The 25045-nt window shown below is 36.9% G+C and carries 16 protein-coding genes; 4 read left to right on the forward strand and 12 right to left on the reverse strand.

What is annotated here, in order from left to right:
- Positions 1–46 precede the first annotated feature (46 nt).
- From AC1DG9_RS04245 to AC1DG9_RS04255, 3 genes are read left to right on the forward strand one after another with little or no spacing between them, the layout of a single operon-like run.
- On the forward strand, positions 47–3520 hold the full coding sequence (locus AC1DG9_RS04245) for a hybrid sensor histidine kinase/response regulator (protein ID WP_477634330.1): 3474 nt from the start codon (positions 47–49) through the stop codon (positions 3518–3520).
- A gap of 1 nt (position 3521) precedes the next feature.
- Positions 3522–4346 (forward strand): CheR family methyltransferase, encoded by an 825-nt coding sequence (locus AC1DG9_RS04250; protein ID WP_288882848.1) that lies wholly within the window; start codon positions 3522–3524, stop codon positions 4344–4346.
- 25 nt (positions 4347–4371) lie between these two features.
- Positions 4372–5964, forward strand: coding sequence for a response regulator (locus tag AC1DG9_RS04255; protein ID WP_172661529.1), 1593 nt, complete (start codon positions 4372–4374; stop codon positions 5962–5964).
- Here AC1DG9_RS04255 and pth read toward each other — a convergent pair.
- The 3 genes from pth to AC1DG9_RS04270 form a co-directional block, all read right to left on the reverse strand.
- Positions 5954–6514 carry an aminoacyl-tRNA hydrolase gene (gene pth / locus AC1DG9_RS04260; protein ID WP_172661530.1) on the reverse strand — a complete coding sequence of 187 codons (561 nt, stop codon included), beginning with the start codon at positions 6512–6514 and terminating at the stop codon, positions 5954–5956. The two genes, AC1DG9_RS04255 and pth, sit on opposite strands and share 11 nt — an antisense overlap.
- 109 nt (positions 6515–6623) lie before the next feature.
- The gene (locus AC1DG9_RS04265) at positions 6624–7202 is read right to left on the reverse strand and encodes a 50S ribosomal protein L25/general stress protein Ctc (RefSeq protein WP_172661531.1); all 579 of its coding nucleotides are present in this window, start codon (positions 7200–7202) and stop codon (positions 6624–6626) included.
- A 59-nt stretch (positions 7203–7261) separates the two neighbouring features.
- Positions 7262–8203: a ribose-phosphate pyrophosphokinase gene (locus tag AC1DG9_RS04270; protein WP_172661532.1), complete on the reverse strand. Its 942-nt coding sequence runs from the start codon at positions 8201–8203 to the stop codon at positions 7262–7264.
- 569 nt (positions 8204–8772) lie between these two features.
- Between AC1DG9_RS04270 and AC1DG9_RS04275 the strand changes: the two genes are divergently transcribed.
- Positions 8773–11799 (forward strand): glycosyltransferase family 117 protein, encoded by a 3027-nt coding sequence (locus tag AC1DG9_RS04275; RefSeq protein WP_337717218.1) that lies wholly within the window; start codon positions 8773–8775, stop codon positions 11797–11799.
- Positions 11800–12150: 351 nt separating this feature from the next.
- Here AC1DG9_RS04275 and AC1DG9_RS04280 read toward each other — a convergent pair whose 3' ends face one another.
- The 9 genes from AC1DG9_RS04280 to AC1DG9_RS04320 all read right to left on the reverse strand — a co-directional run bounded on the left by AC1DG9_RS04280 (position 12151) and on the right by AC1DG9_RS04320 (position 24993).
- Positions 12151–13116, reverse strand: coding sequence for an acetyl-CoA carboxylase carboxyltransferase subunit alpha (locus AC1DG9_RS04280; RefSeq protein ID WP_288884399.1), 966 nt, complete (start codon positions 13114–13116; stop codon positions 12151–12153).
- A 99-nt stretch (positions 13117–13215) separates the two neighbouring features.
- The gene (locus AC1DG9_RS04285) at positions 13216–14625 is read right to left on the reverse strand and encodes an MFS transporter (RefSeq protein WP_288884398.1); all 1410 of its coding nucleotides are present in this window, start codon (positions 14623–14625) and stop codon (positions 13216–13218) included.
- Between the two features lie 48 nt (positions 14626–14673).
- On the reverse strand, positions 14674–16992 hold the full coding sequence (locus AC1DG9_RS04290) for a glycoside hydrolase family 65 protein (protein ID WP_337717220.1): 2319 nt from the start codon (positions 16990–16992) through the stop codon (positions 14674–14676).
- 51 nt (positions 16993–17043) lie between these two features.
- Positions 17044–17709, reverse strand: a complete 666-nt coding sequence (gene pgmB, locus AC1DG9_RS04295) for a beta-phosphoglucomutase (protein ID WP_288884395.1) — start codon at positions 17707–17709, stop codon at positions 17044–17046.
- Entirely contained in the window at positions 17710–19557 is a 1848-nt protein-coding gene (locus AC1DG9_RS04300; RefSeq protein WP_337717222.1) for a glycoside hydrolase family 13 protein, read from the reverse strand. It abuts the gene before it with no gap.
- Positions 19558–19650: 93 nt separating this feature from the next.
- Complete coding sequence (locus tag AC1DG9_RS04305; RefSeq protein WP_477634331.1) at positions 19651–19914, reverse strand: hypothetical protein; 264 nt, start codon at positions 19912–19914, stop codon at positions 19651–19653.
- A 100-nt stretch (positions 19915–20014) separates the two neighbouring features.
- Positions 20015–20386, reverse strand: coding sequence for a SusE domain-containing protein (locus AC1DG9_RS04310; RefSeq protein WP_477634332.1), 372 nt, complete (start codon positions 20384–20386; stop codon positions 20015–20017).
- 25 nt (positions 20387–20411) lie between these two features.
- Positions 20412–22001 carry a RagB/SusD family nutrient uptake outer membrane protein gene (locus tag AC1DG9_RS04315; RefSeq protein WP_172661540.1) on the reverse strand — a complete coding sequence of 530 codons (1590 nt, stop codon included), beginning with the start codon at positions 21999–22001 and terminating at the stop codon, positions 20412–20414.
- A gap of 13 nt (positions 22002–22014) precedes the next feature.
- Positions 22015–24993, reverse strand: coding sequence for a SusC/RagA family TonB-linked outer membrane protein (locus AC1DG9_RS04320; RefSeq protein WP_172661541.1), 2979 nt, complete (start codon positions 24991–24993; stop codon positions 22015–22017).
- Between the last annotated feature and the right edge of the window lie 52 nt (positions 24994–25045).

Raw genomic sequence — 25045 nt, forward strand, 5'->3', positions numbered from 1 at the left:
CATTGTATTTATTTTTTAAGAGCTTCAATATTTATTAACTTAATATATGTTTAAATTATCTTTTAAACAACAAGTGTTAACAGGATTTGCTGTATCCTTGTTATTTGTTTTGGTATCAGCAATCACATCCTATCTAAGTATTGATAAGCTAAATCAAGATACAAAATGGCAGAGCCATACTTACGATGTGATCAATCTGATAAAAGACGTCGAGTTTCAGGTTTTAAACTCAGAAACCAGCATCAGGGGGTTTGTTTTGTCTGGCGACAAACAATACCTTAAGCCTTACGATGCCAATGCATCAAAGATTCTACCTACAATAGCCGAATTAAAGAGGTTAACAAATGACAACGCTGAGCAACAGATCAGAATTGATTCTMTAAACCAATATGCACACGCTAAAACTGAAGAGATGAAAGGGGTGCTTAGCGCTTATGAATCAAATGGGAAAGAAGCTGCCGTATCCCGTGTAATGGCAGGGCTAGGCCAGCTTTATAAAACTCAAATCTTAAAAACAGGCAACAAAATAATTGAAACCGAGCTTAACCTCCTTGCCAAAAGAAAAGCCGCCATTGTAAATAGCAGCAAGCAAAGCGAAGGAGTGGTTATGATAAGTGCGGTAGTCATTTTTTGTTTAATCTTGTTTCTATTCTCCTATATTAGAAGAACTTTTGACCAGCAAAAACTAACAGAAAATCACATCAGAGACTCTAATATAGAACTGGAACGGATTTCGGCTGAAAACGAACAAAAAAACTGGTTGCTATCTGGCGCAACAGCTGTAAATGAGGCTATGCGTGGAGAGCAGGGGGCTGATGAGCTATGCACAAAAATAATAACCTCAATATGTAATTATATACATGCACCTGTTGGTTCAGTATTTCTGGTTAATCGTTCAAAAAAAACCATCAAATTTATTGGTGGTTATGCATTTGAAAATACAAAAGGAACCATAAAGGAATATCAATTTGGTGAAGGATTGGTTGGACAGGCAGCTCTTGAGCAGCAATCCAAACTGCTTAACAAAGTTCCTTCAGATTATATAAAGATTCAATCGGGGTTAGGCAGCACCCTTCCAAGCCATATCTTTCTGCTTCCAATACTATTCGAAAACGAAACGCTAGCGGTAATAGAGTTAGGTTTAAATAAAGAACCAGATTCATCTACGCTAGTGTTTTTAAACACAATTGCCGAAAGCATTGGTGTAGGAATAAACAGTGCAGTAGCACGTGTTAAATTAAGGGCCTTGTTTGAACAAACTCAACAGCAGGCCGAAGAGTTGGAAAGTCAGCAGGAAGAGCTTCGCACAACAAATGAAGAACTGGTGTATAAATCAGAACAGCTACAGGCATCAGAAGAAGAACTTAGGGTACAACAAGAGGAACTGCGCCAAACCAATGCCGAACTGGAAGAAAAAGCTCAATTGCTTGAAGAACGTAATATTCTAGTAAACCAGGCCCGGGAAGCAATGAGCTTAAAGGCTGAAGAGCTGGAAGTTTCAAGCAAATACAAATCTGAGTTTTTGGCCAATATGAGTCACGAGTTAAGAACTCCTTTGAATAGCATATTGATTCTGGCAAGAATATTAAAAGAGAACAGACCTGAAAATTTAAACGAAGATCAGATTAAATATGCAGGGGTTATACATAATGCGGGCTCCGACCTGTTAACGCTTATTAACGACATTCTTGATCTTTCGAAAATTGAATCAGGCAAAATAGATCTGACAATAGAACACGTCTCGCCTAAGGCCATTCAACAAGATATGGATGCATTGTTTAGCGAATTGGCCAGAAGTAAGAAAATCACTTTTAAAACCACTCTTGAACAAAACTTACCCGAATCTATATTTACTGATCAGGCAAGGCTGGAACAAATTGTGAAGAACCTCCTTTCAAATGCCTTTAAATTTACTCCAGAGCATGGAGAGATATCTTTAAATCTAAGCAGTGCGGCAAAAGGGACGAAGTTCTACTCTGAGCAGTTGAGAAACTTAAATAAGAATATAATAGCTATAACGGTAAAGGATTCTGGAATTGGAATACCGGAAGATAAGCAGAAGCTAATATTTGAGGCATTCCAACAGGCCGATGGATCGACAAGCAGAAAATATGGTGGCACGGGCTTGGGCTTATCTATTAGCAAGGAACTTGCATATATACTTGGAGGCGAAATTCAGGTAATAAGTGATCCTGGTTTAGGAAGCACCTTCACACTTTTTATCCCTGAGGAAAATACCTCAAATAATCCGAAAGAGATAATTAACCAAATAAATGAAGAGGCTAAAATTATTCCTTTAATTCCTGAGCCTGTACTACTTCCAGTCAAGAACGGCACAGTTCAAACATTACTAATAGTGGAAGATGACGTTGTCTTTGCAGACGTACTGAATGATTACGCTATAGAAAAGGGTTTTAAACCTCTTCTTGCTCATAGTGGAGATGTTGGATTGGAAATGGCTATATCTGAACTTCCAGATGCTATTGTTTTGGATATTATGCTGCCCGTTATGGACGGATGGACAATACTTAAAAAGCTAAAAGAAAACCCCAAAACAAAACATATCCCTGTACACATGATGTCGGCAGGTAATGAAAAGGAAAGTAAGGCAAAAAAAGAAGGCGCAATAGGCTTCCTCAAAAAACCTATTGAAAAGGATAGACTTGACGAGGCGTTTGAACTATTAAGTTCAGCGTACATAAAATATAATTTTAATACAGTCTTAGTAATTGAAGACCAGGAGCTTCATAGTAAAGTTTTAACCCAGCAGCTTACCGATAAAGGTGTTGATGTAAAACAAGCCTTTACAGGTAAAGAGGCATTAGCCCTGCTGGAAGAACATACATTTGATTGTATTATCCTCGACCTAAAGCTTCCAGATATTTCCGGATTCGATCTGCTGGATACGATTAAATCGCAACCGGCCCTTGCCCACGTGCCTGTAATCATAAATACAGCGATGGAATTAAGCGATGAAAAAATGGCTCATATCATGAGATATACAGAAGCCATGGTTCTGAAATCAAACAAATCAAATGACAGATTAATTGATGAGGTCAGTCTTTTCATGAACAAGCTTAAACAAAGCGACCGATCCACGATTCAAACACAAAATAAAAGTAAGGGCCTATCCACTATTGAAAAAGCATTAAAAGACAAAACCATTCTAATTACCGATGATGATATGCGTAATATTTTTGCTCTTTCCAGTGCCTTGCAACTCTACGATATAAATATTGTAATTGCAAACAACGGAAGAGAGGCGCTTGAACGATTGGCCGAGAACGAACAGATTGATTTGGTTCTAATGGATATTATGATGCCCGAAATGGATGGATACGAAGCGATGAAAGCAATTAGAAGCGAGAAGCGCTTTTCGAAACTTCCAATTATTGCTTTAACAGCAAAAGCCATGAAAAATGATAGGGAGAAATGTATTGAGGCGGGTGCCAATGATTACATATCTAAACCGGTAGATATGGATAAACTGCTATCAATGCTAAGAGTTTGGTTAAGCTAATATGGATCAATCATCAGACACAATAACGTACGAGCAACTAGCCGATCTGGTAGATTTTATCAGAAATGTTCATGGTTTTGATTTTGGAGATTATTCTGCTGCTTCTCTAAAAAGAAGGGTTACCAGAATTATGCAACTTCAAAGGCTATCGCTGTTTGACTTGCGCATATTATTAACAAATGATCCTGATTATTTTGAGAATTTTTTAGTTGAAGTGACGGTAAACGTAACTGAAATGTTTAGGGATCCTTTATTTTTCAAATCAGTAGCTACTAATGTAATTCCTTATTTAAGATCTTATCAAAGAATCAAAGTTTGGAATGCTGGATGCTCTACCGGAGAAGAACTTTATTCTTACGCCATACTTTTCTCTGAAGAAAACTTGTACGAACGATGCTTTTTTTATGGGACAGACATCAATGTAGATGTCCTGGAATATGCCCGGAATGGAATCTATGATTTGCAAAAAATGAAGCAATATTCTGAAAACTTCCATAAAACCGGCACAATACATACACTGTCTGATTATTATACGGCAAAATATGATGCTGCAAAAATTAATCATTCTTTAAAGAAAAATGTGCTATTCTCTGTTCATAATTTGGCTTCTGATGGGGTATTCAACGAATTTCAAGTAATATCCTGCCGGAATGTACTTATCTACTTTAATACAGACTTACAAAAAAGAGTAATTGAATTATTTTACAATAGTTTAGCTAATTTTGGCTTTTTATGTTTAGGATCCAAGGAAACACTAAGAAGCACTGAAATAGGCAGATTTAAAATCATAGACAAAAAAAACAACATTTACCAGAAAATAGGTTAACATTAACACTCAGATAAGATAAAACATGGAGAAGATTAATATATTGATTGTTGATGACAGGCCTGAAAACATAATAGCGCTTGAGGCACTGCTACAGAGAAATGATATTAATATAATTAGTACCACAAACCCAAATGAAGCACTTAGAATTTCCTGGGAAATGGATATTGCAATTGCTTTGGTTGATGTTCAAATGCCAGAAATGGATGGATTTGAACTTGTTGAAATACTAAAAAGTAATCCTCGAACAAAAGACATATTAATCATATTTGTAACAGCAATTTCTAAAGAAACAAAATATGCGGTAAAAGGATTAAATTCCGGCGCTGTTGACTATTTATATAAACCATTAGATCCGTTTATCACTTCAGCTAAAGTTGATTCTTTTATACAATTTATAAGAAACCAACGTGAGATAAAAACAAAGAACAAAGAACTGGAAGCTTATCAAAAGGAACTTATAAAAGCTAAAGAAGAAGCTGAGCAGGGCAAAAGAATAAAAGAAAATTTTCTTGCCAATATGAGCCATGAAATCCGCACTCCTATAAACGGGATCATTGGTCTTGCCCATCTGCTGGAAAGAACCACTTTAACCGAGGAACAAAGAGAGATGATTTCATTACTTGAAATATCTTCTAGTTCATTGTTGGGCGTTATTAATGACATATTGGATTTATCAAAAATTGAGGCTGGCAAATTTAGAATTAATAGAACTCCAACTGATATCCAAAACGTTTGCAATTCAGTTATTAATCTTTTACGTATAAGGGCAAAAGAGAAGAAACTGAATTTAGAAATGGAATTAGCCCCTGAACTTCCAGTCCATGTACTTGCAGATTCATTGCGTTTAAACCAGATTTTAATGAATCTGATAGGTAATGCAATTAAATTTACATCTCAAGGCAGTGTTACATTAAGGGTAGAAATTCTTAATAGCAAAGGGAATAATATTCAGGTTAAATTTTCTGTAATTGATACAGGCATTGGAATAGCTTCGGAAAACATTGAGAAAATATTCGAGACGTTTGAACAGGCCGATGAGCAAACTACGGTAAAGTTTGGCGGCACAGGTTTGGGGTTATCTATAGTAAAAAACCTTGCCAAACTCAAAGGCGGCTACCTTGAAGTATTTAGTGAAGAAAATAAAGGAAGCACATTCTGTTTTACAAACTGGTACGAAATTGTAAAAGAAACACTACCCATTCAGAAAGTAGCTAAAGAAAATTTCACTCCTTTCGATAATGTCAAAATTCTTGTAGCAGAAGATAATCCAATCAATAAATTTCTTATTGTGAAGATATTAAAGGATTGGATGATTGATGCAGACGTTGTAGAAAACGGGAAAGATGCAATAAACAAGCTAAAAGAGAATCATTATGACCTTATCTTGATGGATACCTTTATGCCTGTTTTAAATGGCTTAGACGCAATCAGGATGATTAGAAATGGTTATGCCAAAGGGAAAGAAAACATCCCAATAATTACATTTTCGGCTGCAGTTATGGAAACGGATACTAAAACTGCTATGGATGCGGGGGCAAATGATGTAATAAGCAAACCCTTTGAACTTGCCACCCTACATGAGAAAATAACCAAATATACTACAGTTACTTATTAAAGGCTGTCATAGTTTTTGCCGGGCCAATGGTTACAAAGCTTTTAATTAGTTCTACGCTTGTATCTATCAGTGCTGGCAATTCCGGCTGCTCTTCTTTATAAAAGTTTGAAAGGACATAATCGGCTTGTCTACCTTTGGGAAAATCATCACCAATCCCAAAGCGTAAACGAGGATATCCTTGTCCACCGCACAAACCTTCAATACTTCTTAAGCCATTGTGTCCTGCGCTGCTACCCTGCATCTTTAATCGCAGCTTGCCAAGTGGCAAGGCAAGATCATCTACAATAACCAGAACATTTTCTAAGGGGATACGCAGCTCCTGCATCCAATAATTTACTGCCTTACCACTTAAATTCATAAAAGTAGTTGGYTTTATTACGTGTAGCTTCTTGCCTTTAAACGAAACTTCAGAATAATAGGCAAGCCGTAAATTAGAAAAAGTACCACCCAGCTGCTTAACTAACTCATCAGCTATATTAAATCCAATATTATGCCTTGTATAAGCATATTCAGGTCCTATATTTCCTAAACCAACTATTAAGTATTTCATTGCTGCAAAGATAATAGTTTACGCGACATGCATTTTCTGTAATTCTATTTTCACAAAAAAAGCAGCACTAATTATCTTAGTGCTGCTTTTTATATTTAGCTAATTCGAATTATTTCTTGTTAGCTTCTTGCTCTGCTTGTTTTAATGCTCTTGACATACCTACAGAAACGATAGTATCTTCAGGAGTGTTAGTAATAACGTATGCGCCTTTTTGAAGGTCACGAACACGGAATAAATTACCCACTTCTAATTTCGCAATACTTACTTCAACTGTTTGAGGCATATCTTTAGGCAATGCTTTAACACGAAGTTTACGTAATTTTTGAACTAGTTTACCACCCATTTTAACACCTGGAGAAGTTCCGGTTAATTTAACAGGGATTTCCATTAGAATTTCTTTGTCATCAAATAACTGAAGAAAATCTACGTGTAATAATAAATCAGTTAATGGGTGAAATTGTAATTCTTTGATAATAGCTTTGATTTTCTTACCACCTAAGGTAATCTCAACAAAGTTAGCTTCTGGTGTATAAATAGCATCCTTTAATTCAGTTGTTACTACAGCAAAATGTGCTTGTTCTTTACCACCATACAATACTGCAGGAACTTTGCCTTCATAGCGAAGCTCTTTAGCATCGCGTTTCCCTACGTTCTCTCTTGGAGAACCGCTAATTGCGATTGTTTTCATTTTTTTGTTTTTTAAATGTTTTGAAACCTTAACGGCTTCATTATATATAGTTATTAATATTAAACGTTAAAAAGATCACTAATTGATCCATGCTCATTCACATTAGCAATTGCTTTTGCAAACAATGGAGCTGTTGAAAGCACTCTTATTTTTGGGCTATCTTGTTTCAAAGGAATCGTATCTGTTACAATCAATTCGGTTAGCATCGAATTTTCAACAGTTTCATATGCCTTGCCTGATAATACCGGATGTGTACAAACCGCTCTTACACTTTTCGCACCCTTTTCCATAATTAAAGCTGCAGCCTTAGCTAATGTACCTGCAGTATCACAAATATCATCAATAAGCACCACATCTAACCCTACTACGTCTCCAATTATAGACATAGATTCTATTTCATTAGCACGCTTACGGCGCTTATCGCAAATCACTACCTCAGCATTAAAGAACTTAGCAAAAGTACGCGCACGGTAAGATCCACCCATATCTGGTGATGCTATGGTTAAGTTTTCAAGCCCTAAACTCTTTATGTAAGGAACAAAAATTACTGAACCATCAAGGTGATCAACCGGAATATCAAAAAATCCCTGAATCTGAGCTGCATGTAAGTCCATGGTCATGATCCTGTGGATACCTGCAGATTTTAAAAGATTTGCTACTAATTTAGCTCCGATTGCAACCCTTGGTTTATCTTTCCTATCTTGTCTGGCTAATCCATAATAAGGAACAACCGCAGTTATATAATGTGCAGATGCTCTTTTTGCAGCATCAATCATTAATAACAGTTCCATTAAATTATCAGAAGGCTGATAGGTAGATTGGATAAGAAATACATCACACCCCCTTACAGTTTCATCATAAGAAGGCTGAAACTCACCATCGCTAAACTTGCTTAAGGTTACATTACCAAGAGGCTTGCCGTAACTTTCGGCAATTTTATGTGCTAAATCTTTAGTACCGGTTCCGGCAAAAAGTTTAACTGGGTTAAATTGCAATGGCATTATTGAAAAGTTTCAATACTGGTTAAAAAAAATCGGATTGCGGTTTAATTCACAATCCGAATATTGTTTAGTTGTCCGACCTGGATTCGAACCAAGACAAACGGTACCAAAAACCGTTGTACTACCCTTATACTATCGGACAATCTTCCATTAAAAAGGTTGCTTTGAAATGGAATGCAAATCTACGCACATTTTTCAATTTTGCAAGGGGCAAATAAAAAAAATATAAAATATTTTATATCAAATAGCCCACCCTGCTTATTACTCCCAATAAATCAATCAGTTAATCTAATCATATTTTTATAATTATTTTTTCACTACATGAACGTTACTTAAATAATGTATACAGAATACAGCATATACTAAGGAATAAAGCCATGTTTTAATCTAATCGTACATTTTTACAATAACTGAATTCATACAATATCGTCTATATTATAAGTAGTGATTATCTTAAGCAGGAACGTTAAATTTGTTAAACACAGCTTTAGATTATACGATTATCAATCTTATTCTTTATTTTCGGACGCAATTAATTGCCTTTACATTAGTAACTACTTGATAACGAAATGAATTATTCAAAAATCAATAACATTACCGGTTGGTTCTGTTTTGCCATTGCTACCTTAACCTATATTTTAACTCTAGAGCCCTCTGTTAGTTTTTGGGACTGTGGCGAATTCATAGCTTCTGCTCTAAAAATGCAGGTGGTGCATCAACCAGGAGCGCCTTTATTTTTAATGATCCAGAGATTCTTCTCTTTACTTGCTCTTGGCGATGTTACTAAAGTAGCATATTTCATGAACGTGGGTTCTGCAGTTGCAAGTGGTGCTACTATATTATTTTTGTTCTGGACAATTACTGCCCTAGCCAAAAAGATCTTAATAAAAGATAAAGAAGAGATTTCTAAAGCCAACCTAATCTCTATTATGGGAGCTGGTGTTGTTGGAGCCCTTGCTTATACATTCTCTGATAGCTTCTGGTTTTCGGCAGTTGAATCTGAAGTATATGCGCTATCTTCACTATTTACAGCTATAGTTTTCTGGGCTATATTAAAATGGGAAGCACATGCCGACGAACCTCGTGCTGACAGGTGGTTGTTATTTATCGCCTACATTATGGGGCTTTCAATAGGCATCCACTTACTAAACTTGCTAACCATACCTGCAATTGCTTTTGTTTATTACTTTAGGAAAACTAAAAAAGCTACTACTTCAGGTATTGTAAAAACGGGATTAATTGGCATTCTAATTTTAGCCTTTATACAATACGGCATCATTCAATACCTGGTTTCTTTCGGTGCTTATTTTGACTTGTTCTTTGTAAACACCTTAGGTTTTGGTTTTGGGTCGGGTGTTATTTTCTTTGCAATATTATTAATAGGTGGTATTGTTTGGGGTATTAGATATTCGATAAAACACCAAAAGAAGATCCTCAACCTTGCGCTATTATCTACAGTATTAATCATATTCGGATATGGCTCTTTTGCAATGATCATTATTCGTGCGAAGGCAGATCCTAATCTAAATAATAGTGATCCCGATAATGCTTTTTCATTTCTGGGATACCTTAACAGGGAACAATATGGCGATAGACCATTACTATTTGGGCCTAACTATAACTCACAAAAGGTTGATATTAAACAGGGTAAAACCCTATACAGAAAAGGTGCTGAAAAATATGAAGTAGCTGGAAGAAAAACTGATTACGAGTACGACAGAACTACCCCTTTTCCGAGAATGTATAGTGATGATGCGCGACATATAGGTTATTATAAGGATATGATGGGCTTTGATGATACCCATTTCCCTAATCTTATAGATAATATTGGATTCTTTTTTGGCTATCAGACCGGCCAGATGTACATGAGATACTTTATGTGGAACTTTGTTGGTCGTCAAAATGACGATCAGGGACAAGGAAGTTTGTACGAAGGTCAATGGTTAAGTGGGATTAAACCGATAGATGCTGCTCGCCTGGGCGATCAAACTCACCTCCCTCCAACTATAACCGACAATAATGCATACAATAGATTCTTCTTTTTGCCGCTTATATTAGGACTGCTGGGAGCAATATGGCATTTCCAACGTAATCAAAAAGATGCAGGTATAATAGCCTTGTTATTCTTCTTTACTGGTATGGCTATTGTATTGTATCTTAATCAAAAGCCTATGGAGCCAAGGGAGCGGGATTACGCCTATGCCGGATCCTTTTATGCCTTTGCTATATGGATAGGTCTGGGAGCATTGGCTTTAAAAGAGTGGCTATTTAAGAAGGTCACCCCTGCTACAGGTGCTGTTCTGGCAACAGTTGTTGGATTGTTTGCTGCACCCGTAATTATGGCGGCACAAGGATGGGATGATCATGATCGTTCTACTAAGCTTGTTGCTCATGATATAGCGGTTGATTATTTAGAGTCTTGTGCACCAAATGCAATTCTATTTACCTACGGTGATAATGATACCTATCCGCTTTGGTACATACAGGAAGTTGAAAATGTTAGACCAGATATCCGTCTGGTAAACCTAAGCTTATTTGATACTGATTGGTATATAAATGGAATGAAGCGTAAGCAAAATGAATCTGAGCCATTGCCGATAAGCATGAAAGAATCTCAATATGTACAAGGCAATAGAGATGTAATGTATTATCAGGATTATAAAATTGCAGGTTCAATTGAACTGAGTAAGATTTTTGAAGTATTAACTTCTGATAATGATGAAGATAAACTTCCCTTAAATGACGGTACAAAAGAAAACTTTATCCCAACCAAAAATTTTAAACTTACTGTAAACCGTGCTGACGTCATTAAAAACGGGGTAGTTAATGCCGCAGACTCAGCTAAAATTGTTCCTGCTCTTGAATGGAAATTTAATAAGAACTACGTTACTAAAGGTACTTTAGCAATGTTTGACATCCTTGTTCACAATAACTGGAAAAGACCAATTTATTTTGCCAGTACAGTGCCTTCAGAGCAATACAATGGCCTGGACAACTATTTATATAACGAAGGGCTTGCGATACGACTAATGCCTTTAAAAATAGATAGCGCCGCTGGAAAAAGCGATTTGGTAAATACGCCTGTTCTATACAATAACCTGATGAATAAATTCAAATGGGGCAATGTAAAGAATGCGCGTTATCTTGACACGCAATCATCAGACGATATCTCTATTTTTACAAGCATGTTTAATAATGCTATTACCGGTCTTGTTAAAGAAGGAAAAATTGAAGATGCTAAAAAAGTTGCGAACCGTTATTTCGAAGTAATGCCTGATAAGTTCTATGGTATGCGTTCTATGATGGGGGCATATTTTATGGCTGAGAATCTGTATACTTTGAATGACAGCAAGAGAGCCAATGCTCTAATCGAAAAATCTGCAGCCTATATACAAAAGGAACTTACTTACCTTGCCGATGTATCTAAGAGCAAAAACAAATTTATTGGCGGACAGAACGTACAACTTGGTATGTCGTTCCTAAATCAAATGGCAAAAATAACTGAGGCAAATAAGGAGACTAAATTAAGTCAGAGTTTGACAAAACAATTCAATGAATTAGAAGGAAGGTTTTCACAATATTTTGCACAACAATAAGAGGTAAGCTCTCATTCTGCTCCCCGGCTGCATTAATTTGGCTCAGAAAAAGAGCCAAATGAACGCTAGGTCGGTTCACAGAAAACTCGCTTACTACCAAACAAAAACAAATCAGGAATGAGTGCTGATTAATTAGCCAGATCCCTTTCCAAAATTTAGAAAATTATTAAAAAACATAACAGAAAAAGGCCCCGATAAAATTTCGGGGCCTTTTTCTGTTATTACAAATTTAATTATATAATCCTTTGATTATTTTAGGCGGTAGGAAGCGAGTTTTCTGTGAACCGACCTAGCGTTCATTTGGCTCTTTTTCTGAGCCAAATTAATGCAGCCGGGGAGCAGAATGCGAGCTTACCCTTCTACAACAACTCCCATTGTGCAGAATTTATCAATCCTAGTGGCAATCATCTTCTCAGTTTTCTCCTTAGTAAGCGTTTTCAAATCATCGAGAATCTGCTTTTTAATAGTTCCAGCCATTTGTTCTGGGTTTTGATGTGCACCACCAAGTGGTTCTTTTATAATACCATCGATAAGTTTGTTTTCGAACATATCATCAGAAGTCAGCTTTAAACATTCTGCGGCTCTTTCTTTATAATCCCAGCTTCTCCATAGAATTGAAGAACAAGATTCCGGAGAGATTACCGAATACCAGGTATGCTCTAACATATACACTTTATCTCCAATACCAATACCCAAAGCTCCCCCAGAGGCACCTTCACCAACAACAAAACAAAGGATTGGTACTTTTAGCACAGACATCTCTAATAAGTTTCTGGCAATTGCCTCTCCCTGTCCGCGCTCTTCAGCCTCAAGCCCAGGATATGCACCCATCGTATCTATAAAAGAAATAACAGGTTTGTTGAACTTCTCAGCCAGTCTCATTAGGCGAAGTGCTTTTCTGTAGCCTTCAGGATTAGCCATTCCGAAATTACGGTATTGACGCTCTTTTGTGTTTTTCCCTTTCTGATGGCCGATAATCATCACCGTTTTACCATCAATAGTAGCAAATCCACCAATAATTGCTTTGTCGTCTCCTACAGTCCTGTCGCCATGCATTTCAATAAAATCATCGCAGATCATGCTGATGTAATCTAAAGTCTGAGGCCTTTCCGGATGACGAGACATTTGAACTTTTTGCCAGCCTGTTAAATGGCTGTAAAGTGTCTTCTGCGTTTGTTCCAATTTTTCTTCAAGCTCTGCCAAGGTAGCAGACATGTCTACTTTTGTCTTATCAGCAACCTGTTTAACCTTTTCAATTTGCTGAACAAGTTCAGCTAAAGGTTTTTCAAAATCAAATGATGTTTTTATCTGTTCCATAAGCGGGCTGTAAAAATAGGTATTTTATTTTACCTGTTCAACTCCTTTTTATTGTAGATACAAGTTTACGGTAAGTTTATAATCAGGTCAACCTTTATGTTATAAATCTGTACTTACATGTTTAATAACCTTTGGATCAGTAATCAGAAAATTAGCCAACCCTCCGATAATTAATGAAGTGCCTGCAAGTAACATGGCATTAATGGCTTCCTTACCAAAAATTAAATGATAAAGAAAATTTAACCCTCCAGTTGCCGCTATAATTTGTGGAATAACAATAAACATATTAAAGATCCCCATATACATCCCCATTTTCTTTGCATGTATCGCACTTGAAAGCATCGCATAAGGCATAGAAAGTATACTACCCCACGAAATTCCGATTAATATAAAAGAATAAATCAGATATTCCGGATCACGAATAAAGTACATCGAGATAAACCCAATGCCACCTGCAAGCAAGCTAATCATATGAATATATTTTCTATTGATATCCCGCTTTGCCGCATATAGTGTTAATATTAAGGCAAAAGCCATCGATGATAAGCCATACATCCCCATATAAGAACCTACAAGATCAGCCGCATTGTTATATGCCTTACTGGCATCAGCAAACAGTGCTTTTGATGCAACATTACTCATATTATAGGCTTGTTCCATAGGCAATGGTGCTTTAAAAACATGATCAGTTAATGCGGGCGTAGCCAAACTCCACATAGCAAAAAAAGCGAACCAGCTAAAGAACTGTATTATTCCAAGAAGTGCCATAGTTTTTGGCATATTGGATATACTTTGAAAAATTTCCTTAACTCCGTTTAAAAGTCCCCTACTCTCATGGTTTGACTTCTTTAGTTCTGCGAGATCTTCCGGAGGATATTCTGAGGTCGTAAAAATGGTGTATAATATTGATAAGAGAAAGACTGCTCCTCCTATAGCAAATGCTATTTTAATTGAAAGAGGAACTATGCCAGGATCAGCAACATTTGATACACCTAATTTATTCACTAACCAAGGTAAATTACTAGCGATCCATGTGCCTACCCCGATAATTAAAGTTTGCATTACAAAACCGTAAGACCGTTGAGATTCAGGCAACTTATCGGCTACAAGGGCTCTAAAAGGCTCCATACTTATATTTATAGATGCATCCAGAACCCACAAACATCCCGCTGCAACCCAAAGTACAGGTGAATGTGGTAAAAAGAATAAGGTTAAGGTGCTTAAAATGGCTCCTATTAGAAAGAAAGGTTTCCTGCGTCCCCACGTTGGGTGCCATGTCCTGTCGCTTAAATAACCAATTATTGGCTGCACAAGTAAACCTGTTAGCGGCGCAGCTACCCAAAGCATCGGAATTTCGCCTTCGCTTGCCCCCAGGGTTTGGAAAATTCTTGACATGAACCCACCTTGTAATGCAAATCCAAATTGTATTCCTAAAAATCCAAAGCTCATATTGAAGATATTCCAAAAGGATAATCTTGGTTTAGCTAGTTTAATGCTACTCTTTTCCATATTAAAATTCAATCATTTGTGCAGATGAAGACATAACTTTAACTCTTATCATACCACTGTTCCATTATAAGAAATCACCTTTTCACCTTTGGGAATACTATATAATTCATTGAATATAAGCACTTCAAGGGTTTGCCCTGAATTGTTGGTGATGATAATTTGGCGTATAGTTATCTTTATTTTTAATTGTACTCCTCTAAAACCAATGGTAAACGAAAAAGAATCCCACTGTTTAGGTAAAAACGGACTGAACTTTAGTTGATTGTTTCTTACACGCATTCCTGCAAATCCTTCAACAATACTCATCCAGGTACCTGCCATAGAAGTGATGTGCAGGCCGTCTTCTGTATCATTATTATAATCATCCAAGTCCAAACGCGCTGTACGTAAGTAAAATTCATAAGCTCGTTGCTCGTCGTTAAGTTTTGCTGCTAATATGCTATGCACACAGGGTGAGAGCGAGCTTTCATGAACAGTTCTGCTTTCATAAAAATCGAAGTTCTTCCTTAAGGTTTCCAATTCATAATCATCTTCAAAGAAATACATTCCCTGTAGCACATCCGCCTGTTTAATGAAACCCGATCGTAATATTCTATCCCAACTCCATTTTTGATTAAGAGGCCGTTCTTCCGCCGCCAAGTCCTTAACCAGAATCTGCTCCTTATCCATAAAACCATCCTGTTGTAAAAATACTCCTGTATTTTCATCATAAGGATAATACATATTGGTAACTATTTTGGTCCAGTCGGCAAACTCCAGCTCCGCATTCAGATTTGCATTTAATATTACGTTCTGGTATTGCTCAGGGTATTTTTCCTTCACTATTTCCGCCACTTCAACAGTATATTTCAGGCACCACGCTGCTAGTGTATTGGTATACCAGTTGTTATTAACGTTATTCTCGTATTCGTTTGGCCCAGTTACCCCCAGCATTACATACTTATTCTTTTCTGTACTCCAATTAACCCTTTGTTTCCAAAAACGAGCAATGCCAATCAAAACTTCTAATCCATATTCACTTAAGTAACTTTCATCACCAGTATAACGGACATAGTTAAATATGGCAAATGCTATGGCTCCATTTCTATGAATTTCTTCGAAAGTTATCTCCCATTCATTGTGGCACTCTTCTCCGTTCATTGTTACCATCGGATATAGGGCGGCCCCATCTTTAAAACCAAGCTTTGATGCGTTTTCAATTGCCTTTTGAAGATGTTTATAGCGATATACCAATAAGTTTTTAGCTACTTCCTGAGGAGCTGTTGATAAATAGAAAGGAATACAATAGGCTTCGGTATCCCAATAAGTTGAGCCACCATACTTTTCTCCCGTAAACCCTTTAGGTCCGATATTTAACCTTGCATCTTTACCCGTATAAGTTTGATTTAATTGAAATATGTTAAATCTAATTGCTTGCTGAGCAGCAACATCACCAGCAATGACAATATCGCTTTCCTGCCATTTAACTGCCCACGCATCTGAGTGTTCTTTCAGCAACTGTTCAAAACCCTTGGCAGAAGCTTGATCGATTACTTGTTTTGATCTTTCAATTAGCACCTGCTTCTCGTGATTCTCGGAAGTTAGATTGGATACAATTTTATAAACATCAATCACATCGCCCTGCTTAACATTTACCTTAACTGTTTGGCCAAGGTATTTTTCACTCATAACCGGACTTAAGCTTACACTTTCATTATTTATCAGTATGGTTGATCTTGCACTCGTGCAAACATCAAAATCAGTTTTTTTTGTTTTTAGTAATAAATAATCGGTATTCTTATCCTGCTCTTTACTTACCTCATTCCAGAACTTTTCATCATAATTGGAGTCTTCATTCTTTACATCTCCATCAATAAAAGAAGTAACAGATAATACAATGTTTTCAAAGTTTAGTGGCACCAATTGATAATGTAATGCTCCCACTTCATCATCTATAATACTGCAAAATCGTTTGGCAATAACTTTAACAGCTTTCCCATTTTTATTTTCGGCAATAAATGAGCGTGTAAGATACCCCTCCTTCATATTTAATACACGTTTGAAGGCTGTAACCTTACAGTTATTGAGGTCAAGGGTCTCATCCCCAATCCTAATATCAATACCTACCCAGTTTGTGGCATTAAGAACTTTAGCAAAATATTCAGGATAGCCATTTTTCCACCATCCAACACGGGTTTTATCTGGATAATAGATTCCTGCCACATAATTTCCCTGAAGGGTTTCTCCTGAATAAGCTTCCTCAAAATTAGCACGCTGTCCCATCCGACCATTGCCGATGCTAAAAATGCTTTCTGATATTTTATTTAAATGTGGATCAAAGCCTTCCTCTATAATATTCCATTCATCTGGTTTTATATAATTCTTCATCGTCTATTCTTCTCTGGTAGTTAATGTTAATTGGCCTTATGCATTTTCAAATTAATTATTCCTTAGGGCAAGGATTTTACCAAGTGTAATCTCTGACAAGTCTTTTGCTATTAAGTGCGTTTCTTTCAGATGTTCTTCATCACCTATTCCAATAACTTTCATATTTCCAGCAAGTGCAGCCATTACCCCTGCTTGCGCATCTTCAAATACAACACAGTTTTCAGGTTCTGTATTTAACATTTCTGCCGCTTTCAAAAAAACTTCTGGATCTGGTTTGGAGGTTGTTACTGAATTACCATCCACAATTGCATCAAAGAAATGTGCAAGATTGGTACGCTGTAAAATAATAGATGAGTTTTTACTTGCCGATCCTAAAGCGATTTTTATACCTGAAGATTTTAATTCGGTTAATAATGTTAAAGAACCAGGCAGCACCTCATCTGTTGTCATTTTATTGATCATAGCTACATACCATGAATTTTTGAGACTTGCTAATTCTTCTTTTTCTTCAGCAGATTTCTGCATACCACCCCAATCCAAAATCATTTCTAATGAACGCATTCTGTTTACTCCTTTTAATTGCTCATTTTGCAATTGAGTAAAATCAAAGCCCAATGAATTGGCCAGCTGTTTCCATGCTTTATAATGATAAACTGCTGTATCTACCAATACTCCATCAAGATCGAATATGCAGGCTATTTGTTGTGTATGTTGCATCTAGTTTAATTCTAAAACAAGTGTTGTTTTTGCGGGAACTGAAATGGTTTTAATACTGCCTAATTTTTCTTTTGTGAGGACATTAGTGGCAGAAGTAAACTTTGAGAGACGCTGCTCAAAACGAGAGGTATCTAACTCTTTTACTTTATCTTCCGTGTTAACAACAATCATGACATCTTTTTTACCAACTTCAGTATATCTGAAATAAGTGTACAATCCATCTTCAGGTACAAATTGCATTAACTTACCTGTTTGCAATGCTATACTCCCTTTTCTATAGTTGGCAAGAATACTGATATGATTCCATGCTTCATTTTCCTGAACCGTGCGACCGTTCTTTGTAAATTTATCAGTCTTATCTCCCTCCCATCCACCTGGAAAATCAGAGCGCACCAATCCATCAGGGTTAGAAAAGTTTTTCATTAGTATTTCTGTGCCATAATAGATTTGAGGTATTCCGCGCATGGTTAATAAAATAGACATACCTGTTTTGAATTTATTAAGGTCTTCACCAACCATAGAATAAAACCTACTCATATCATGATTGTCAAGGAAGACTACATTCTGGTCTGCATCCTTATAAAGGAAGTCTTGAGCAATGGTGGTGTAAAGCCTAAAGATCCCATCAGTCCATCCCGACTTCCCATTCAAGGCTTCATAAATTGCATTTTTGATAACCGCATCGGTTATTCCTGGCAATTCGGTATCAAAGCCTGGCCTTACGGTGCTTCCCCCAGTAAAAAAAGCTTGAGCTGCAACAGAATTCACAAGCGTTTCACCAAAAATAGATAGGGTCGGGAATTCGGCCTTTAGTTTTTTAGCCCAATCTCTCATATATTCAGGTTCATTATACGGATAAGTATCTAATCTTAATCCATCAATACCTGCATATTCAATCCACCAGATGTGATTTTGAGTAATGTAATTTTGAACGTATAGGTTTTTCTGATTGAAATCTGGCATTGAAGGCACGAACCACCCGTCAAGCATTTTTTTCTTATCTGTTTCAGAAGCATGCGGATCCATTACAGGCTCATCACGATAGCTGGTTTGTGTATAAGTCGGCCATTGATTAACCCAATCTTTCATTGGCATATCATTATAGAACCAATGACCGGTTCCCATATGGTTATGCACAACATCCTTAATCACCTTTAGCCCTTTTTCGTGTGCTTTATTAACATATGTTTTGTAAAGCTCTAAGGTGCCATAGCGCGGATCAATTTTATAATGATCGGTAGCAGCATAGCCATGATATGAAGCAAGTGGCATATCATTTTCAATTTCCGGTGTCATCCAGATGGTGGTAATACCGAGGTCTTTTAAATAATCGAGTTTACCAATTAATCCTTGCAGGTCACCACCATGACGGTAATACATCGAATCGCGATTCAACTTAGTTTCGCGCATGCCCTTTATTACATCATTAGATTTATCACCATTTGCAAAACGGTCTGGCATTAACAGATAAATAAGATCTTTACTTGTTACTCCCTGAATTCGGGACGAAGATTGTTCTTTGTTTTTAAGTTCGTAAACATATTGCAGCTTCTTTTTGCCATTTTTATTAAATACAATCGGGAATTTACCTGCCTTAGCTTCTGCGGATATTTCAAGATCAAGGAAAAGATAATTTGGGTTTTCAACTTTATGAATTTCTGCAAGTTTCACTCCAGGATAGTTGATCTCTGCCTCTAAAGCAGCTATCTCAGTGCCATGTACAAGAAGTTGTAACTTGGGATTGTACATTCCAACCCACCAAAACATAGGTTCAACACGTTCTAGCTTTTGGGCATTAACCCTTGTCGTTAATAAGACTAGAAACAATAGAATAAATGATTTCCTCATTTTTTAAGTTTAATCGGTTATAAAAAATATGAGATTAGGCGATATATACCCCGCAAAGATTGAGCATTGCGGGGTAATATCTATATATGAAAGTTAGTTTTTAACCAGGGTATACTTCAAATTGTTTACGTCGAATGTAACGGTATAACTACCTCCCGAAGTAACTTTAATATTGCCTCCATTAAAAACTGCAGTTCCACCACTACCGCCATAGTTCACATCCCATTTATGATCTTGCCTGAATTTCATTTCACCAATTTTTAAATCAGCTGTAACTGTCCAAACGCCATGGGCATAGGCCATATCTGTATCTCCATCCCATCCTTTTGGTGTTGCATCTCCAATAAGTGCAAACACTATTGGAGTAATTTCTATTTGATTTTTGTTTAAATCAACAAAAAGCTGAAATGCACCTGCAGCAGGAGCTTTAAAATTATCACCTGCAGTCGGACTTATTTTACCACCCCCCGCATCTCAATGATAAATTCAGTGCCAGCAACAAATTATTAAAATCAACACCCTTAAATACTTTAGAGAGTGCATTTGCTTCTAAGGCAACTTCTTTAGGTGTTTTAAAGTCCGTCCCTTTAACTGCCAATTGAAGCACATTTGTAATACCAGCCTGATATCCGAATGATGCATTAGTTAAATCAAGTGTAATTACATCGGTATTTAGCTTAGCCTTATCCAATACCAATGTAGATACAGATGACTTTAAAGTTCCCGGGGTACCCGAGGAGGCAACTACCTTTGTTTCCTCTTTTTTACAAGACCAAAGCCCTATGGTTATTAAACCTAAAGCAATGGATTTTATGATTAGTGATTTCATCTCAATAATTCTTCTTTATGTTAAATTAATAACCTGCGTTTTGGACTAAATTTGTATTAGCAATAAGATCTGCAGATGGTATCGGGAACAAATTCCTTGTATCAGATACTCCGGTACCAGCTTTAGCACCACCTTTAAATGGCCATACATACGAAGCATTTGTATATTTACCATAACGGATTAAATCTGTTCGACGAAAACCTTCCCAATACAACTCCCTGGCTCTTTCATCCAAGAAAAAAGGAATTGATAGAGAGGCCACATTTCCGGAAGTGTTACCATAAGCACGTTCACGTAGGTTATTTACATAAGTAAGGGCCTGAGCTGCATTACCGCCAGAGCCTCCTCTGGTAACAGCTTCGCTATAAATCAAATATTGTTCAGCCAGGCGGAATAATGGAAAATCAAGAGAAGAAAACTTGCCCTCAATCGAAGGAGCTGGAACCCCTGCTGAGTTTACATTTCTAAATTTAGTAACTCTTAAACCATCAGAGAAAACACCCATTTCATCGTTGGCAAGCTTTGTTCCAAAGAACATCGCTCTTTTATCAGTGTTACCGCTGTAATCTCCAAAAATCAGAGGAAGGGGGTTCTTAGTACGGTTGCCCGCCCACCCACCGGTTGGCACACCAAAAGAAGCCGGATTCATATCTCCATTGATAGCTGCGTTGATAAGATATGTTGTTCCTCCATCATTCTGAGTATGAATGCCATCATAATTAATGGTTAGAATTAATTCATTTTTACTTGTAACGTTATTATCTGTTAGAAATAGGTTTTTATAAGTACTGGCAAGAGAATAACCGCCATTAATAACTTTACTCGAATAGGTAATTGCTTCTGTGTATTTTGCCGTGCCGGTGTATATTTCTGCATTTAGATATAGCCTTGCCAATAGGGCCCAATCAGCACCTTTATCAGCTCTGCCGTATTCATTCGTTTGGGCATCAGCAAGATCAGATTCAATTGCTTTTAGTTCTGATTCAACATAATTAAACAAGTCTGTACGCTTGATTTGTTTAGGCGGAACTTTACCAATAACATCGTTTTCAGTTATAAACGGAGGATTCCCAAAACCATCTAATAATACCCAATACTGAAATGCTCTTAAGAATCGGGCTTCGGCGCGGTATTTCTGAATAGCCGTAGCATCAGCCCCTGAAATCCCTCTTGATGAAAGTTTCTCTGGTGTACTTTCACGAAGGAATTCATTACAAACAGTAATCTGATAAATACTGCGTGAATATAACCCTCTTAAAAATGTAGTTTCTGAAGTCCAGGTCATCTGATTCAAATCAGGAATTCCAGTATCATTCCAAGAACAAATTGCTTCATCTGAAGTTAGCTCTTGCGACATCCAGAACAATCTTAAAAAATCGGTAAAACCAGGATTCAGGCCACCTATATCACTTTCAGCAGTTGCGCCACTTGAATGGGTTAAGGCATAGCTTGCATACAATTTCACCAATTCTTGCTTATAACCTGCCGGTGTTGAATAAACGCTGGACGCTATTTGATCATTGGTGGGTGTTAAGTTCAAATCACTCTTCTTACATGAAGAAACAGACAGCCATACAATGGTTGAAACTGCTAATACTTTATATAAATTTTTCATTCTATTTCTCTAATTAAAAACCAACATTAAAACCTAAAGTATATGTTCTTGGTCGTGGATACAGGTTATAATCAATCCCTAGAATTGATTCCGGATCCAGGCCTTTATACTTTGTAACTACGAATACGTTCTGACAATTAGCCGATATACGCAAAGTCATATTATTACTTTTGGATATTCTTCCTGCGTCGAAAGCAATCCCGGCATTATCCATCTTTAAAAAAGATGCATTTTTTATATAATAATCACTTAGGTACTGGTTATTAGTAAAGTTTGTATTATAGATATCGGTAGTGGCATTGTTTATCAAACCTGTAGGGCTTAGGATATTTCTTTTAACACCAAAATTTGAAGAAACATTATCATAGATGTAATTGCCTAGATTAGCTCTTAGAACTGTGCTTAAAGTCCATTTTTTGTAATTGAAAGAAGTATTAAAACCAAATGTGAATTTAGGATCAGGTGCTTTGTAGAAATACTGGTCACCCGTATTAATAATACCATCTCCATTTAAATCTGCATAAACACCCTCCAGTGGTTTATCATTTGAGTCGTAAACTTGTTTATACACATAAAAAGAACCCGGAATCTGGTTGATTGCATTGTATTTTAGGTTTATTCCTGTACCACCTGTGATACCACCMGCATCAATTATAAACTTAGGGTCAGGGTTTAGAGAAAGATTGGTTACCTTTCTTTTATTGTAGGCAGCATTTACTCCAAAATCCCAGTTGGCATTTTCACCTTTGATTACCGAAAAGTTCAAATTAACCTCTGCTCCTCTTACATCCATATTACCAACATTGGTTAACAACCTGTTGTTAAAATTGGTTCCAGAAGGAATATCAACAGTCGATAATAGATCTTTTGTTTTTTTATAATAAACATCAATCCCACCATAAATGCGTCCATCAAAGAAACCGTAGTCTAAACCAGCGTTATAGGTTGTAGTGGTTTCCCATCTTAAATCAGGATCGTAAGCTGCTGGTGTATAATAGTCGTAAAGAGTATCTCCAATCTGGTATTGTCCTTGCCCGGTATTTGAATAGTACTTTGACAAATAATTATAGTTACCAATTCCATCTTTATTTCCGGTTTCTCCATAACTTAATCTCAATTTCAAGTCAGACAAAACTTTACTGTCTTTAAGAAAATCCTCGCCAATTATTCTCCAGGTAAAACCTACAGAAGGGAAATAACCCCAGCGATTTTCTTCTGCAAATCTCGAGGAACCATCGGCACGCATAGTTGCTGATAGAATATATTTATCTGCAAGGGTGTATACAAACCTGCCATAATATGAAAGCAATTTTTCACGCTCTACTGCAAACGGGAAAGTTGGCGTTGATATAACTTCTCCGGTACCTTTGTAACTAGCAAAGTTATATGTAGTAGATGAGTTGTCATAATATCCATAACCTGCAGTTACATCGAACTTGCTTTTAATACTTTCGACATATTTGGCATAATTTAAATAGAACTCCGAAACTTTATTTCTTTGAGTGCCTACTGATCGTGTAAATGAGCCTTGTGTGGCTGCACTCTGAGCTGCATATATTGGCACACGAACGGTTCCATAACCTTTTGAAACATCATAGCCTAAATTAAGGTTAGCGTGTAATTCAGGTAAAAAATGAAAAGAGTAATCAAATTGCGCGTTACCAAAGCTTCTCTCAGTTTTTCCGTTATTATCTTTTAATCTGATCAATCCAACTGGATTTCTTGGCGCATTCGGATTAGGAACATCCCCCTGAATCCATTCAAAATAGTTACCGTACTTATTCTCTGCATAAACTGATTGGGTAGGATCAAATTGGATAGCATTTTGTATCGCATCCTGATTTGCAAAATGAGCTTCTGTTAATGATCCTTTTAAATTCAGGTCAATTTTCAGGTGGTCACCAAATAACTTTGGTGAAATTCCGAACCCACCAGTAGCGCGTTTTAATCTGTCTGTTATTAGCAATCCTTTTTGGTCTAAATAGCCCCCAGAAACCCTATATGGCACTCCATGGAAAGCTCCAGAAAGACTTAAATTATTATCTGTTGTGAATGAATTATTATAGATTTCATCTTGCCAATCCGTATTGGAATTCCCTAGCAAAGCTTTAAATGTATGATCAGGATTGTCATCATATTTAACATCTGGATTATCATTAACAACTGTTCTTATCTGATCGGCAGAAAGTACTCCTACTTTTTTTGCAATAGTTGCATATGAATTATTTGTGCTGAAATTAATTACCGGCGTACCTGCAGAACCCTTTTTAGTAGTGATCAAAACTACTCCATTAGAAGCCCTTGATCCATAAATTGCCGTTGCATTTGCATCTTTTAGTACAGTAAAGCTTTCAATCTCATTTGGGTTTATTAACGCAAGTGGACTTGGAGCATTACCAATAGTATTACCACTTAATGGCACCCCATCAATTACAATAAGGGGGTCATTACTTGCATTAAGAGATGCCCCCCCTCTAATCCTAATAACACTTCCAGCACCGGGTGCCCCACCATTTGAGGTAATGTTTACACCCGAAACCTTGCCTTGGATTAACTGCTCTGGGGTAGTAATTGCTCCTTTCTGGAAATCTTTGGCACTAACAGTGGTAATTGATCCTGTTAGGTTCTTCTTCTCCGAAGTACCATAACCGATTACAACCACTTCGCTAAGATTTTGAGCGTCTGGCTTTAAATTAAAATCTACATTCGTGTTTCCGCTGATAGTAACCTGCTGATTAAGGGTCTCATAACCTATGTAGGTAACAGTAACAATTACAACACCATTCTTTAGCCCACCTAGCTGAAAAATTCCAGTGGCCGGAGTAGTGGTACTTTTATTTAAACTTTTGATCTGTATTGATGCTCCTGGCAAAGGCAATCCAGTTTCATCGAGCACTTTTCCAGTTAGTGAACTGGTTTGTGCATTTGCTGCAAAAACAGCTAGTGTTAAAAGCACCAGAAGACAGTGCTTCGTAAGGTAAAATACTTTCATATTTGGGCTCGTTTTTTAGTGTAATATTTGGTTAATGTTAACAGTATGTAAC

It is taken from the genome of Pedobacter sp. 05L430 (assembly GCF_056397585.1).